Origin of the sequence: Streptomyces meridianus (assembly GCF_023703325.1) — a bacterium.
GTDB classification, from domain to species: Bacteria; Actinomycetota; Actinomycetes; order Streptomycetales; family Streptomycetaceae; genus Streptomyces; species Streptomyces meridianus.
In genome coordinates, this window is the sequence record NZ_JAMQGM010000027.1 from 69,740 (window position 1) to 84,500 (window position 14,761).

The window sequence follows — 14,761 nt, forward strand, 5'->3', positions numbered from 1 at the left end:
GGGGCTCGGGGGGTCCTCCCCGCCACGGCCGTCACGGAGCACAACGCACTGTGCCGTACCGGGTTACGCCACCGTGCCCGTACGGCGGTCCCTCGATCGGCCCACCCCGGGGCGGGGGCTGTTGCCGCCGGTCGCGAACGCCGTTTGACTTCTTGTGCACGGGTGTCCCCTTGTGCACGGATGTCCGCCCGCACGACAGGAGGCAGCGATGCTCTCGGCCGGAAGCCTGTTCCAGGAGATCATCGACCACGACGAGTCCTTCAGGCTCTTCTGCTCCATTGCGGCCAGTGGCGAGGCCCAGGGCGGCTGGGAGAACGGCCGCATCGCGGCGCTCGTGCCGCAGTCCCTGCGACCCCTGGCTCCCAAGATCGTCCGGCACGGCGCGGACGAGGACAAGCACGGCCGGATCTTCACCGCTCTGCTGCGCAAGCGCGGCCTGGACCCCGTCGAGGTCCCGCCGGACACGGACTACACGGTGCTGCTCGAGCGACGGGGCATCGGACTGGCCCACGAGAAGCTGCGCCGCGAACAGCCCCTCACCGAACGTGACATCGTGGTGTACCTGGCCCACAGCCGGGTCACCGAGCAGCGCGCCTCGGAGCAGATGCAGTTGCTGTGCAAGCACCTCGGCGACAACCCCGACCTGGGGCGCGCCGTGCGGATGATCTCCCATGACGAGGACAACCATCTCGCCTTCTGCAACGAGGAACTGCTGCGCCTGGCCGCACGGGGGCACGGCCGTTCCATCCACCGGCTCCTGCGCGAGAGCGCGCTGGCGGAGATCCGGGTGCACCGGGACGTCAGCCTCGCCGTGATGGCGCGGATGGGCCGGATCCTGTGCTGGCCCGCCGCCAAGTCGGCGGCTCTGGCGGCCGGTATCCGCGCCGCCTACGCCCGGGAGCGGTTCGCCGGATGGCACCGGATGGTGCGCCTGGAGATGCCGGAACGGCTAGGTGCCCTCGACGGTCCGGCCCCGTCGGCCCACGACGATCCGCTGACCGCCGCCCCGACCGCGCCGGGGACCGCCTGACCCGACCGGGCGGAAACGGGGGCCGTCAGAGCCAGCCGCGCTGCTTGAACAGGCGGTACAGGCCCAGAACGGTGCCGGCCATCAGAATCAGCACCGCCGGATAACCCCAGTTCTCGTCGAGTTCCGGCATGTGCTCGAAGTTCATCCCGTAGATGCCGGCGACCATGGTCGGCACCGCCGCCATCGCCGCCCAGGCCGAGATCTTGCGCATGTCGTCGTTCTGCCGCACGCCCATCTGCGCCAGATGGGCCGCCAGGATGTCGGACAGCAGCCGGTCCAGACCCTCGACCGACTCGTTGGCGCGCGCGAGGTGGTCGGCCACGTCGCGGAAGAACGGCTGCGAGCGCTCGTGGACGTACGGCACGCCGGCGCCCGCAAGGCGTGCCATCGGCTCGGTGAGCGGTCCCGTGGCCCGCCTGAACTCGAGCACCTGGCGTTTGAACCCGTAGATCCGGGCCGCGCTGTTCGGGGAGTCCGGAACCGGGGCGAACACCTCGGCCTCGAGCTCCTCGAGGTCGACCTGCAGTTCGGCCGCCACATCGATGTAATGGTCGACGACGGCATCGCTCACCGCGTACAGCACCGACGTCGGGCCCTGGCGGAGCACCTCCGGCTCCTGTTCCAGCCGCTTGCGCACCTCGGCCAGCGGATTAGCCTCCCCGTGCCGGACGGTCACCACGAACGAGTCGCCGACGAACAGCATCAGCTCACCGGCGGTCACGGTGTCCCGGGTGTCGTCGTAGAGGACCGGCTTGAGCACCACGAACAGCGAGTCGTCGTAGACCTCGAGCTTGGGCCGCTGATGTGCGTTCAGAGCATCCTCGACGGCCAGCTCGTGCAGCCCGAACTCGCTGGTCACGAGCTCGAACTCCTTCTCCGTCGGTTCGTGCAGACCGATCCAGAGGAAGGCGTCTCCGCTCTCCCGGGCCTCGTCGAGCGCATCGGAGAAGTCCGCGGGGCCCTCGGTGCGGCGCCCGTTCCGGTAGATGGCACAGTCCACGATCACGCGGTGCATTCTGCCCGGTTCCGGGACGGGCACACGCCCGGGCGCCCGCTGCCCGTCCCGGGCGCACGGTTCGGCGGCGCATCGTCGTCCCGGAGGGCGGGGCCCTAGGGTGGCACCCATGCCCACGCTGATCCTCGTCCGTCACGGCCGCTCGACCGCCAACACCTCGGGAGTCCTCGCGGGCTGGACCGAGGGCGTCGCCCTCGACGAACGCGGAGCCGCCCAGGCCGCCGCGCTCCCCTTCCGGCTGGCGGACCTTCCGCTGGCCGCCGCGGTCTCCAGCCCGCTCCAGCGCTGCCGGGAGACCCTCCGCCCGCTGCTCGACGCCCGGCCCGGCCTCGCCCACCACACCGACGAGCGGATCGGCGAATGCCGCTACGGCGACTGGTCCGGGCGCAAGCTCGCCGAACTCTCGGACGAACCGCTGTGGTCCGTCGTCCAGAACCATCCCTCCGCGGCCGAGTTCCCCGGCCCGGACGGCGAGTCGGTGCGGGCGATGCAGGCCAGGGCGGTCGACGCGGTCCGCGACTGGAACGCGCGGATCGAGGCCGAGTACGGCGCCGACGCCGTCTACCTCATGTGCTCCCACGGAGACATCATCAAGTCGGTCGTCGCCGACGCCCTCGGTCTTCACCTGGACCACTTCCAGCGGCTGTCGGTCGAACCGTGCTCGGTCACGGCGATCCGCTACACCCCGCTGCGGCCCTTCGTGCTGCGCCTCGGCGACACCGGCGAGTTCGGTGGTCTTGCCCCGGAGCCGGGCCCCGCGGGCACCGCATCGGGCGACGCGGAGGTGGGCGGTGCTGCGGGCGCACCGTGATCGCGGTGCGCAGTAGGGTGGCAACCGCAGGCCGACCGGCCCGCCGCCGACCACATCCGTAACGACGCAAATGGAGCAGGACGTGCCACGTCAGGTGTTCCTTTACGACCCTCCGGAACGTTTCATCGCCGGTACGGTCGGGCTGCCTGGGCGTCGGGCCTTCTTCCTCCAGGCGACCGCCGCGGGCCGGACGACCAGCGTGGCCCTCGAGAAGACCCAGGTCGCCGCGCTCGCCGAGCGGATCGACGAGCTGCTGGACGAGGTGGTGCGCCGCACCGGAGGTAACGCCCCGGTTCCGGCCGTCGCCCCCTCCGAGATCGACGACACCGCGCCCCTGGACGCCCCGGTCGAGGAGGAGTTCCGCGTCGGCACCATGGCGCTCGCCTGGGACGGCGACGACCAGCGCATGATCGTCGAGGCTCAGGCGCTGGTCGAACTCGAGGCGGAGTCGGACGAGGACCTCGCCGCGGCCGAGGAACAGCTGATCCAGGACGACGAGAACGGGCCGCCGATGCTGCGGGTGCGGCTGACCGGGGCGATGGCCCGTGCCTTCGCCAAACGGGCGCTCGATGTGGTCAACGCCGGGCGGCCGCCGTGTCCGCTGTGCAGCCTGCCGCTCGATCCGGAGGGACACGTATGCCCGCGCCAGAACGGATACCGCCGCGACGCATGACGTCCGCGGAACCGGTGCCGCAGAGCACGGACGAGGCGTACGCGCTGCTCGAACGCGGGGAGATGACCGTCAGGGGGGCGATCCGGGAAGCCTCCAACGCCGTTCTGTACTGCACCGTCGCCCTCGACGGAAGCGAGGTCCCCTGCGTCTACAAGCCGGTCGCCGGTGAACAGCCGCTCTGGGACTTTCCCGACGGCACCCTCGCCCAGCGCGAGGTGGCCGCCTTCGAGGTCTCCCGCGCCTGCGGCTGGGATCTGGTGCCGCCGACGGTGCTGCGCGACGGGCCGTACGGCACGGGGATGTGCCAGCTGTGGATCGCGGCCGACCCGGACGCCGAACTGCTCGCACTCGTGGAGGACGAGGAGCCGTCGGAGGGCTGGAAAGCCGTCGGGTTCGCCGACATCGGGGCGGGGCGCACCGCTCTGCTCGTGCATGCGGACGACCTGCGGCTGCGACGGCTGGCCGTCCTGGACGCGGTGATCAACAACGGTGACCGCAAGGGCGGCCACCTGCTCCCGGCCGACGACGGCGCACTGTACGCGATCGATCACGGGGTGAGTTTCCACGCCGAGGACAAGCTCCGCACGCTGCTGTGGGGCTGGGCCGGTGAACCGCTGCCCGAGGAGGCCGTCGCGGCCCTGCACCGGCTCGAGACGGGGCTTCTGCCCGGCGGCACGCTGGCCGGGCGGCTGGGGGAGCTGCTCACCCAAGCCGAGGTGGCCGCCGTACGGGGCCGCGTCACCCGGCTCCTGGAGACCGGCAGACACCCGGAGCCCGGGGGGAAGTGGCCGGCCATTCCCTGGCCCCCGGTCTGACGCCCACGGCCGCCGGCAGCGGCCCCCCGGGGCGATGCACGGACCGGCCGTCCGCGCAAGGCCGCACAACCGGACAACCGCTTCCCTCCGGTTCGTGTCCGTCACCCGCCTCCGGTTAGGCTCAGGGCATGCATGCCTGGCCCGCCTCCGAGGTTCCCGCCCTGCCCGGCCGGGGCCGTGACCTCCGGATCCACGACACCGCGACCGGAGGGTTGGTCACCCTCACGCCCGGTCCCGTCGCCCGCATCTACGTATGCGGCATCACGCCGTACGACGCCACGCACCTGGGGCACGCGGCGACCTACAACGCGTTCGACCTCGTCCAGCGCGTGTGGCTCGACACACAGCGGCAGGTCCACTACGTACAGAACGTGACCGACATCGACGATCCGCTGCTCGAGCGGGCCGGCGTCACCGGCGAGGACTGGACCGCACTCGCGGAGCGCGAGACCACCCTCTTCCGTGAGGACATGACGGCGCTGCGCATGCTGCCGCCCCGTCACTTCACCGGCGCGGTGGAGTCGATACCGGCGATCGTGCCGCTGGTCGAGCAGCTCCGCGACGCAGGCGCCGCCTACGAACTCGAGGGCGACATCTACTTCTCGGTGGAGTCGGACCCGGCCTTCGGCGAGGTCTCCGGGCTGGACGCGCAGACGATGTGGCAGCTGTCCGCCGAACGCGGGGGAGACCCCGAACGCCCCGGCAAGAAGAACGCCCTCGACCCGATGCTCTGGATGGCCGCCCGGGAGGGCGAGCCGAGCTGGGACGGCGGCTCGCTCGGCCGGGGACGTCCGGGCTGGCACATCGAATGCGTCGCCATCGCCCTCGAACACCTCGGTATGGGCTTCGACGTGCAGGGTGGCGGCTCCGATCTCGCCTTCCCCCACCACGAGATGGGCGCCTCGCATGCCCAAGTCCTCACCGGACGGCATCCGTTCGCGCAGGCGTACGTCCATGCAGGCATGGTCGCCCTGCACGGCGAGAAGATGTCGAAGTCGAAGGGCAACCTGGTCTTCGTCTCGGCGCTGCGCCGGGAGGGAGTCGACCCGGCGGCGATCCGGCTGGCGCTCCTCGCCCACCACTACCGCTCGGACTGGGAGTGGACCGACGCGGTCCTGGACGAGGCGGTCGCACGTCTGGCCCGCTGGCGTGCCGCGGTGTCACGCCCCGACGGCCCGCCCGCCGACGCCCTCGTCGAGGAGATCCGTGCGGCGCTGGCCCACGACCTCGACGCGCCCGCGGCGCTGGCCGCCGTCGACCGCTGGGCCGCGGACCAGGAGTCCGCCGGCGGGAGGGACGAGAGCGCGCCGGGACTCGTCTCCCGTGCGGTGGACGCCCTGCTCGGCGTGGCGCTCTGAGACGACCCGGGGGCGCTTCCCCCAGCGGGGGAGGCGCCCCTCCTGCTGTCAGCCCCGGCCGGCGGACAGCACGTCCGCGACGAGGTCGTGGATCAGGCATTCACCGGGCGCACGGTTCTCCCTGAGCCGGTGCAGGTCCCCGGGCCCGAACCAGCCGAAGTCCGAGTGCTTCGCCCACTCCAGTTGAGGGCGGTCCAGGTCACCGGCCACGTCGATGAGGAAGTCGGCCTCGTGCCGCTGCCCCAACCCGTCGTCCCCGGTCCAGGTGCTGACTCCGAGCAGCCGGCGCACCCGGCTCAGTCGCCAGCCGGTTTCCTCGGTGATCTCGCGGGCGAGTGCTGCGAGCAGGGTCTCGCCGGGCTCGACGTGCCCGCCGACGATGTCCCAGGTGTCGGGGAACAGCCGCCGGTCCGGGCTTCTGCGCTGTGCGAAGGCGTGGCCCCGTGCGTCGAGGATCACCGCCCCGACGGTCCAGAGCTCGCCGTCCGCGGGCTCCGGCATCCGGACCTCCGCGTCCACGGCGGGCAGGCCGGCGCAGGAGTCGTCCTCCCAAGAGGTTCCGTCGGCCACGCCTCAGTCGTCCTCCCGGTCGGAAGGCCCCGAGGAGGGGCCCCGGCCGTCCGCACCGTCCTCGCCGTCCGCTGCCGGGGGCTTCGACGGCCGGTTCCGGCCACCGGAGGTGTCCCGCAGGTAGGGGCCGCCCTCGCGGCCGTCCGCCGCCGGGCCCTCGGTGGCACGGCCGCCGGCCGCGTGCCCCGGCTGACCGTCACGACGCCGCAGATAGCGCTCGAACTCGCGGGCGATGGCCTCCCCTGACGCCTCCGGGAGATCAGCGGTGTCCCGCGCCTCCTCGAGCGACTGGACGTACTCGGCCACGTCGCTGTCCTCGGCGGCCAGCTGGTCGACGCCGAGCTGCCATGCCCGGGCGTCCTCGTTGAGCTCGCCGTGCGGGATCCGGATGCCCAGCAGGTCCTCGAGGCGGTTGAGCAGGGCCAGGGTCGCCTTGGGGTTCGGCGGCTGGGAGACGTAGTGCGGGACCGCGGCCCACAGGCTCACCGCGGGCACACCCGCGTGGGTGCATGCTTCCTGGAGGATGCCCACGATCCCGGTCGGGCCCTCGTAGCGGCTCTCCTCGAGGTCCATGGTCCGGGCCAGGTCCGCATCCGAGGTGATGCCGGTGACCGGCACCGGACGGGTGTGCGGGGTGTCGCCCAGCAGCGCGCCCAGGATGACCACCATCTCCACGCCCAGCTCGTGCGCGAATCCGAGGATCTCGTTGCAGAACGACCGCCAGCGCATGCTGGGTTCGGTCCCCCGGACCAGCACCAGGTCGCGCGGCTTGCCGGCGCCGATCCGCACCACGGAGAGCCGGGTCGTCGGCCAGGTCACCTTGCGGACACCCTCGTCCAGCCACACGGTCGGACGGTTGACCTGGAAGTCGTAGTAGTCCTCGGCGTCGAGCGCGGCGAACACCTCGCCCTTCCACTCCCGGTCCAGGTGCGCGACCGCGGCGGAGGCGGCGTCACCGGCGTCGTTCCAGCCCTCGAATGCGGCCACCATGACCGGGTCGATCAGCTCGGGAACCCCCTCGAGCTCGATCACCCAGCGCCTCCTTCCGACCGGCAGCGGTCGAAACCCCCGCCGGAACCGTTCCCTGTACGTGCGTCTCCCAGCCTACGGGCTCGCGGGTGCCCCGATCACCCGATGTCCGACAGGAGGCACCCGGCAACGGGGGACCGATTCCTGGCCACGGAGGCGGCAACTACCATCCCCGGACCACCCGCGACGAGAGGCACACGTGACACAGCACCAGCCCCCGGCCGGCTCCGACTGGTGGCGGGAGTCCGTCGTCTACCAGGTGTACGTCCCCAGCTTCGCCGACGCCGACGGCGACGGCATCGGCGACCTGCGCGGCATAGCCGACCGCCTGGACCACCTCGCCGGACTCGGGGTCGACGCATTGTGGCTCACCCCGTTCTACCCCTCGCCCTGGGCCGACGGCGGATACGACGTCTCCGACTACCGGGAGGTCGACCCCCGCCACGGCACGCTCGACGACTTCCGGGCCCTCACCGGGCGTGCCCGGGAACTGGGCCTCAAGATCATCATCGACGTCGTCCCCAACCACTGTTCCGACCGGCACCCCTGGTTCCAGGAGGCCCTCGCCGCGGGGCCCGGCTCCGCCGCGCGTGACCGCTTCGTCTTCCGGGACGGCAAGGGCCCCGACGGCAGTGAGCCGCCCGCGGACTGGCAGTCGAAGTTCGGCGGCGGCGCATGGACCCGTGTCCCCGACGGCCAGTGGTACATGCACATCTTCGCCGCCGAACAGCCCGACCTGAACTGGGAGAACCCCGAGGTCGCCGCAGACTTCGAGGAGACCCTCCGGTTCTGGCTCGAGCTCGGTGTCGACGGCTTCCGTATCGACGTGGCACACGGCCTGCGCAAGGACCTCGCCCTTCCGCTGCGCGACACCCGCGGCAGCGACGCGGCCCCCCTCAACTCGCCGCCGGAGGGCGACGACCACCCCTTCTGGGACCGCGACGAGGTGCATGAGATCTACCGCACCTGGCGGAAGATCACCGACGAGTACGACCCGCCCCGGATCACCGTGGCCGAGGCCGGCGTCAGCGCTGCCCGTCTCCCTCTCTACACCCGGCCGGACGAGCTGCACCAGGCGTTCAACTTCTTCCACCTGCGCTGCCCCTGGGACGCGGAGTCCTTCCGCCGGGTCATCGACGTTTCCCTCGACGGCGCGCGGTCCGTCGGCGCCCTGCCCACGTGGGTGCTCTCCAACCACGACGTGGTCCGCCACCGCACCCGCTACGGCCTGCCCGCCGGCACCGACACCGCCGCCTGGCTGCTCACCGACGGCCGTGAACCCGCCCCCGACGAGGAGCTCGGCCGCCGCCGCGCCCGGGCCGCCGTCCTGCTGACCCTCGCCCTGCCCGGTACGACGTACCTCTATCAGGGCGAGGAGCTCGGCCTCCCCGAGGTGGCCGATCTGCCCGCCGCCGCGCTGCGAGACCCGATGTGGGAGCGGACCGGGCACGCCCTGAAGGGACGCGACGGCTGCCGTGTCCCGCTGCCGTGGACCCGCTCCGGGTCTTCGTACGGCTTCGGTCCCTCGGGCAGCTGGCTGCCGCAGCCGGACGGGTGGGGAGAGCACGCGGTCGAGGCACAGGCCGGCCGCCCGGACTCCTTCCTGGAGCTCTACCGCGTGGCCATCGGGCTGAGCCGCACCTTTCGTGGCGACGAGAGCCTGACGTGGCTGCCGGCCGCCGAGGGGGAGCTCGCGTTCGTCAAGGGCGGCGGGCTCGAGTGCCGGGTGAACTTCTCGGGAACCCCGCTGCCGCTCCCCGACGGGAAGGTGCTGCTGGCCGGCGAGGAGCTCGTCGACGGGATGCTCCCGCCCGAGACCGCGGTCTGGCTCGAGCACACCCGGCCCACGGACTGAGCGACGGAGCGGCTGAGCAGTGCCGGGGCGGTCGGGAGGAGCCTTGTGGCCCTCCCGGTCCGCCGGGTGTTCTGCTCGTCTCGCCGCTGCCCGGTGCAGCCGGGTTTCGGTTCAGCGCCGCTCGGCGAGTGTCCGCTCCACGCGGCTGCGGACGTCCTCGGTGTCCAGGCCCCGCACCGTCAGGGTCGTCCGGCGGCGCAGCACGTCGTCCGCCGTCTCGGCCCACTCGTGGTCCCGGGCGTAAACCACCTGGGCCCAGATCTCGGGGCCGTCGGGGTGGATCCGCTCGCCGAGTGAGGGGTCCTCGTTGACCAGCCGCGCGATGTCGAAGGCCAGCGAGCCGTAGTGCGTGGCCAATTGACGGATCGTCAGCGGATCCATGCGGACCCCCGGTTCGCGGTCCACCAGCAGCCGGTGCGCCACCGCGTTGGGGTTGGCGAGGCCGGGCAGCGGGACCCGCCGGGGCAGATGCGAGACGGGCTCCATGTCGTCGGCGAGCGCACCTCCGGGCAGGGAGGCGAGCTTGCCCATCACCGTCCGGCCGATGTGACGGTACGTCGTCCACTTGCCGCCGGCGACCGACAGCATGCCGCCGCGGCCCTCGGTGACCACCGTCTCCCGCTTCGCCGACTCGACTCCGCCGGGGCCGCCGGGCAGCACCCGCAGGCCGGCGAACGCGTAGGTCATCAGATCGCGGGACAGGTGCTCGTCGCGCACCGAGAACGCGGCCTCGTCCAGGATCTGCCGGATGTCGGCCTCGGTGGCCCGTACGTCCGCGGGGTCGCCCTCGTACGCCTCGTCGGTGGTGCCCAGCAGCAGCTGGTCCTCCCACGGCAGCGCGAACGTGATGCGGTACTTGTCGATCGGGGTGGCCATGGCGGCCTTCCACGGCACCGTGCGTTTCAGCACGATGTGCGCGCCCTTCGACAGGCGGATGCTGGGGGCCGCGTGCTTGTCCTCCATCCTGCGCAGACGGTCCACCCAGGGGCCGGTGGCATTGAGCACCAGCCGTGCGTCGACGCCGAACTCGCTTCCGTCGAGCCGGTCGCGCAGCTCCGCGCCCGTGACCCGGCCCTGAGTGAAGCGCAGCCCCGTGACCTCGGCGTGGTTGAGCACCGCGGCGCCGGACTCGGCCGCCGCCCGGACGGTCATCACCGCCACACGCGAGTCGTTCATCTGGTGGTCGCCGTACACCGCCACCGCCTTGAGGCCCTCGGTACGCAGGGCGGGGTTGGCGGCGGCCGCCCTGCCAGGGGAGATGACGCGTCCGACACCGTCGCCGAACGCCGACAGCATCGAGTACGCGAACACGCCGGCCCCGAGTTTGGCCGCGCCGTGCGGGCCGCTCTTGTAGACCGGCAGATGAAAGGCGAGCGGGTTGACCAGGTGCGGCGCCACGTCCTTGGCGAGCACCCGGCGCTCGTGATGGTTCTCCGCCACCAGCCGGACGGCACCCGTCTGCAGGTAGCGCAGACCGCCGTGCACCAGCTTCGACGAGGCGGATGAGGTGGCGCCGGCGAAGTCGCCGGCGTCCACCATCGCCACCCGCAGCCCGGACTGCGCGGCGTGCCAGGCAACCGAGGTGCCCAGGATCCCGCCGCCGATCACCAGGAGGTCGTACGTGGCCTTGGCCAGCTGTTCCCGGGTTTCGGCGCGGCCGGGAGCACGGCCGCCGGCCGGGTGCGTCCCGAGCGTGGTCGGGACGCTCTGCAGGGTGTTCATGCTGCTCCTTACTCCTTGTCCTCGATCCAGCCCATGGTCCGCTCCACGGCTTTGAGCCAGTTCTTGTATTCGCGGTCGCGGTCGTCCGCCGGCATCCGGGGCGTCCACTCGGCGGCCCGGCGCCAGTTGGCGCGCAGCGCTTCCGTGTCCGGCCAGTAGCCGACGGCCAGGCCTGCCGCGTAGGCGGCGCCCAGACAGGTGGTCTCGGCCACCATCGGACGCACCACCGGCGCGTCCAGAACATCCGAAAGGGTCTGCATCAGCAGGTTGTTGGAGGTCATGCCGCCATCGACCTTGAGGGCCGTCAGCTCCACCCCGGAGTCCTTCGTCATCGCGTCGACGATCTCGCGGGTCTGCCAGGCCGTGGCCTCGAGCACGGCGCGGGCGATGTGTGCCTTGGTGACGTAGCGGGTGAGGCCGGCGATCACACCGCGGGCGTCGTCTCGCCAGTACGGGGCGAACAGACCGGAGAAGGCCGGCACGAAGTAGGCCCCGCCGTTGTCCTCGACAGAGCTGGCGAGCGTCTCGATCTCGGCGGCGCTGTTGATCAGACCCATCTGGTCGCGCATCCACTGAACGAGCGAGCCGGTCACCGCGATGGACCCCTCCAGCGCGTACACCGGCGCCTGGTCGCCGATGCGGTAACCGACCGTGGTGAGCAGCCCGTTGTAGGAGTTGACGGGCTTGCCGCCGGTGTTCATCAGCAGGAAGGTGCCGGTGCCGTAGGTCGACTTGGCCTCGCCCTCGCCGAAGCAGGTCTGGCCGAACAGGGCGGCCTGCTGGTCGCCGAGCGCGGAGGCGACGGGCACGCCCTCGAGCGATCCGCTCCGCGCGGTGCCGTAGACCTCGGCGGAGGAGCGGATCTCGGGGAGCACGGCTGCCGGAACGCCCATCGAGGAGAGGATCTTCTCGTCCCAGTCGAGCGTGTGGAGGTTCATCAGCATGGTGCGCGAGGCGTTCGTGACGTCGGTGACGTGCACCCCGCCGTCGGGGCCGCCCGTGAGGTTCCAGATGACCCAGGAGTCCATCGTGCCGAAGAGGATCTCGCCGGCCTCCGCCCGCTCCCGCAGGCCCTCGACGTTGTCCAGCAGCCAGCGGATCTTCGGGCCCGCGAAGTAGGACGCGAGGGGGAGCCCGGTCTCCCGGCGGAACCGGTCCTGGCCGACGTTGCGGCCGAGTTCGCGGCAGAGCGCGTCCGTGCGGGTGTCCTGCCAGACGAGGGCGTTGTGCACGGGCTCGCCCGTGGCCCTGTCCCACAGCAGCGTGGTTTCGCGCTGGTTCGTGATGCCGATCGCCTTGACGTCGGCGGCCGTGATGCCGGCCTTGGCCACCGCCCCGTCGACGACCTGCTGGACGTTCGTCCAGATCTCCGCGGCGTCGTGCTCGACCCAGCCGGGCTTCGGGAAGATCTGCTCGTGTTCCTTCTGGTCGACGGCGACGATCCGTCCGTCGTTGTCGAAGACGATGCAGCGACTGGAGGTGGTCCCCTGGTCGATGGCCGCGATGAACGGGCCGTGGCCATGGGAGGAGGTGCCGAAGGTGTTCTCGTCGGTCACGGTGTGCTCCTGGGTGATCTGCGGCGGATGGGACGGTTCAGGCGAACGCGAGCTGGTACAGGCCACCTGCGACGAGGCCGCCGAGGAGGGGGCCCACCACCGGGATCCAGGCATAACCCCAGTCGGAGCCGCCCTTGTTGGGCAGCGGCAGGAGGGCGTGGACGATCCGCGGGCCGAGGTCGCGCACCGGATTGATGGCGTAGCCGGTGGGCCCGCCGAGCGACAGGCCGATGCCCACGACGACGAGGGCGACGAGAAGCGCGCCGATGCCGGAGACACCGACGCCCTTGGTCAGACCGAGGGTGAGGATGGCGAGCACGAGCACGGTGGTGGCGATCACCTCGGTGACCAGGTTCTGCACCGTGTTCCGGATCTCCGGGCCGGTGGAGAAGATGCCGAGCACCGGTCCGGCAGCCGGTGCCGAGGCCTTGTCGATCATGCCCTCCTGGCCGGTGGTGGCGCCGGTGATCTCCGGATCGGTGAGGTGCGCCTGGAAATGGCCGTAGTAGGAGGCCCAGACCAGCACGGCGCCGATCATGGCTCCGAAGAGCTGCGAGACGAAGTAGAGCGGTACGTCCGCCCAGGGCGTGGTGCCCTGGACGGCCAGGCCGATCGTCACGGCCGGATTGAGGTGCGCGCCGGAGACGCCCCCCGATATGTAGGCGCCGGTGAGAACGGCGAAACCCCAGCCGAGGGTGATGGCGAGCCAGCCGGCGTTGAGCGCCTTGGAGCGCTTCAGGGTCACGGCGGCACACACGCCGCCGCCGAGCAGGATGAGTACGGCGGTCCCGATGGTCTCGCCGATGAAGATGTCGGAGCTGGACACCCGCGACTCCTTTGTCCTTCGTCCAGGGGAAGGCGGGCCAACGGATTTCCGCGATGACCCGCGCCCTCGGTGAGGGCTGTGGCACCGGTCCACAGGCTCGAACACCATAGCGAACTAATATCGTTCGATGTTCGGCAATGCCGACCAGTGCACGGCAGTTTTCTTCACAGCCCGCAAGCCGTCAAGGCTCCGGGTCGGGAAAGGTGCTCCGGGCGCGCGCCGCCCGGGTCAGAAGCGCCCGGCGCCCAGATCGCGGGAGACCGAGCGCGCGCAGTCGCGCACCGCAGCCACCAAGTGCTGACGGAGCTCCCCGCCCTCACAGACGCGCTCGACCGCCCCCGTGACGGCGACCGCGCCGACCGGCATCCGCCGTCGGTCGTGGACGGGCGCGGCGACGGAGGCCACGCCCTCCCAGGTCTCCTCCACGTCCGCCGCCCAGCCGCGGGCCCGGGTGAGCTCCAGAACGCGCTCGAAGTCCTCCGGGTCGGTGACGGTCCGGCCGGTGAAGGCTTCCAGTTCCCCCTCGGCCACCTCGCTGTGGGCGACCGGGTCGTACGCCGAGAGGACCTTGCCCAGGGCTGTGCTGTGCAGTGGATGCATGGCGCCCACCTCGAGCACCTGGCGGCTGTCGTCCGGCCGGAAGACGTGGTGGACCACGAGCACCCCGCGCTTGTGGAGCACCCCCAGATAGACGCTCTCGCCGCTGGACCGGGCCAGATCGTCCGTCCAGACCAGGGCCCGGGCGCGCAGCTCGTGCACGTCCAGGTAGCTGTTGCCCAGCCGGAGCAGCTCCGCACCGAGTTGGTAGCGCCCCGAGGCGGGGTCCTGTTCGACGAAGCCCTCCTGCTGGAGCGTGCGCAGGATGCCGTGCGCCGTGCCCTTCGCCAGTCCCAGTGCGGAGGCGATGTCCGACAGGCCGAGCCGGCGCTCGCCGCCCGCGAGCAGGCGCAGCATCGCTGCGGCGCGCTCCAGCGACTGGATGTTCCGTGTCATCCCTGCCTTCCTCCCTCACGCACGGGTCGACAATGCTGAACACTATCGGCCTTTGCCGACCTCGCGGTAGCACAGCGTCGCCGCACGCGTGACCGGTGTCGCACAGGCGTCACAGGCCCCGGAGCCCCTGTCCGCCTCGTGGAACACAATGAGCGGCCGCGCTCCGGACAGTTACGCTGGCCGGGTGCGCCCTCCGTGGCAGGGGGTGCAAAGCCGACAGCCGTCGCACCCCAGGGAGCAACTCCATGGCCTCGTACGAGCCACCTTCGACCGTTACCGACCGTGTCCGAGCACTGCGTGAGGCACTGGCCTCGCGGGTGGTGGTGGCCGACGGCGGGATGGGCACCATGCTGCAGGCCCAGGAGCCGTCGCTGGAGGACTTCGAGCAGTTGGAAGGCTGCAACGAGGTGCTGAACGTGACGCGGCCGGACATCGTGCGCTCGGTGCACGAGGAGTACTTCGCGGTCGGCGTGGACTGCGTGGAGACCAACACCTTCGGTGCGAACCT

At 71.5% G+C, this 14,761-nt stretch carries 14 protein-coding genes; 7 read left to right on the plus strand and 7 right to left on the minus strand.

Going from position 1 to position 14,761, the window contains the following annotated elements:
* The first annotated feature begins 208 nt into the window (after positions 1-208).
* A complete protein-coding gene (locus M1E25_RS12965; protein WP_251414460.1) occupies positions 209-1,030 on the plus strand; it encodes a ferritin-like domain-containing protein in 822 nt (273 codons plus the stop codon).
* Positions 1,031-1,055: 25 nt separating this feature from the next.
* On the opposite strand, the gene corA is transcribed toward M1E25_RS12965, so the two are convergent.
* Entirely contained in the window at positions 1,056-2,045 is a 990-nt protein-coding gene (gene corA / locus M1E25_RS12970; RefSeq protein WP_251414463.1) for a magnesium/cobalt transporter CorA, read from the minus strand.
* Positions 2,046-2,154: 109 nt separating this feature from the next.
* Here corA and M1E25_RS12975 point away from each other — a divergent pair, with 109 nt between their 5' ends.
* The 4 genes from M1E25_RS12975 (at position 2,155) to mshC (ending at position 5,702) form a co-directional block, all read left to right on the plus strand.
* Positions 2,155-2,856: a histidine phosphatase family protein gene (locus M1E25_RS12975; RefSeq protein WP_251414466.1), complete on the plus strand. Its 702-nt coding sequence runs from the start codon at positions 2,155-2,157 to the stop codon at positions 2,854-2,856.
* 82 nt (positions 2,857-2,938) lie between these two features.
* Entirely contained in the window at positions 2,939-3,529 is a 591-nt protein-coding gene (locus tag M1E25_RS12980) for a DUF3090 domain-containing protein (RefSeq protein WP_251414468.1), read from the plus strand.
* Positions 3,493-4,344, plus strand: a complete 852-nt coding sequence (locus M1E25_RS12985; RefSeq protein ID WP_251414470.1) for an SCO1664 family protein — start codon at positions 3,493-3,495, stop codon at positions 4,342-4,344. Before M1E25_RS12980 ends, M1E25_RS12985 begins: the two co-directional genes overlap by 37 nt.
* 128 nt (positions 4,345-4,472) lie before the next feature.
* A complete protein-coding gene (gene mshC, locus M1E25_RS12990; protein WP_251414472.1) occupies positions 4,473-5,702 on the plus strand; it encodes a cysteine--1-D-myo-inosityl 2-amino-2-deoxy-alpha-D-glucopyranoside ligase in 1,230 nt (409 codons plus the stop codon).
* Positions 5,703-5,750: 48 nt separating this feature from the next.
* On the opposite strand, the gene M1E25_RS12995 is transcribed toward mshC, so the two are convergent.
* On the minus strand, positions 5,751-6,203 hold the full coding sequence (locus M1E25_RS12995) for an NUDIX hydrolase (protein WP_251414509.1): 453 nt from the start codon (positions 6,201-6,203) through the stop codon (positions 5,751-5,753).
* A 72-nt stretch (positions 6,204-6,275) separates the two neighbouring features.
* Entirely contained in the window at positions 6,276-7,304 is a 1,029-nt protein-coding gene (locus M1E25_RS13000; RefSeq protein ID WP_251414475.1) for a PAC2 family protein, read from the minus strand.
* A 196-nt stretch (positions 7,305-7,500) separates the two neighbouring features.
* On the opposite strand from M1E25_RS13000, the gene M1E25_RS13005 reads away from it, so the two are divergent.
* Positions 7,501-9,156: a glycoside hydrolase family 13 protein gene (locus M1E25_RS13005; protein ID WP_251414477.1), complete on the plus strand. Its 1,656-nt coding sequence runs from the start codon at positions 7,501-7,503 to the stop codon at positions 9,154-9,156.
* Positions 9,157-9,267: 111 nt separating this feature from the next.
* Here the strand turns inward: M1E25_RS13005 and M1E25_RS13010 are convergent, their stop codons facing one another.
* From M1E25_RS13010 to M1E25_RS13025, 4 genes are all read right to left on the minus strand, one after another.
* Positions 9,268-10,878 carry a glycerol-3-phosphate dehydrogenase/oxidase gene (locus tag M1E25_RS13010; RefSeq protein WP_251414479.1) on the minus strand — a complete coding sequence of 537 codons (1,611 nt, stop codon included), beginning with the start codon at positions 10,876-10,878 and terminating at the stop codon, positions 9,268-9,270.
* An 8-nt stretch (positions 10,879-10,886) separates the two neighbouring features.
* The gene (glpK, locus tag M1E25_RS13015; RefSeq protein ID WP_251414481.1) at positions 10,887-12,434 is read right to left on the minus strand and encodes a glycerol kinase GlpK; all 1,548 of its coding nucleotides are present in this window, start codon (positions 12,432-12,434) and stop codon (positions 10,887-10,889) included.
* A 37-nt stretch (positions 12,435-12,471) separates the two neighbouring features.
* A complete protein-coding gene (locus M1E25_RS13020) occupies positions 12,472-13,260 on the minus strand; it encodes an MIP/aquaporin family protein (RefSeq protein WP_251414484.1) in 789 nt (262 codons plus the stop codon).
* A gap of 228 nt (positions 13,261-13,488) precedes the next feature.
* Entirely contained in the window at positions 13,489-14,253 is a 765-nt protein-coding gene (locus tag M1E25_RS13025; protein WP_251414487.1) for an IclR family transcriptional regulator, read from the minus strand.
* A gap of 245 nt (positions 14,254-14,498) precedes the next feature.
* Between M1E25_RS13025 and M1E25_RS13030 the strand changes: the two genes are divergently transcribed.
* Positions 14,499-14,761 (plus strand): homocysteine S-methyltransferase family protein (locus M1E25_RS13030; protein WP_251414490.1); only part of this gene is annotated, 263 nt, incomplete at its 3' end.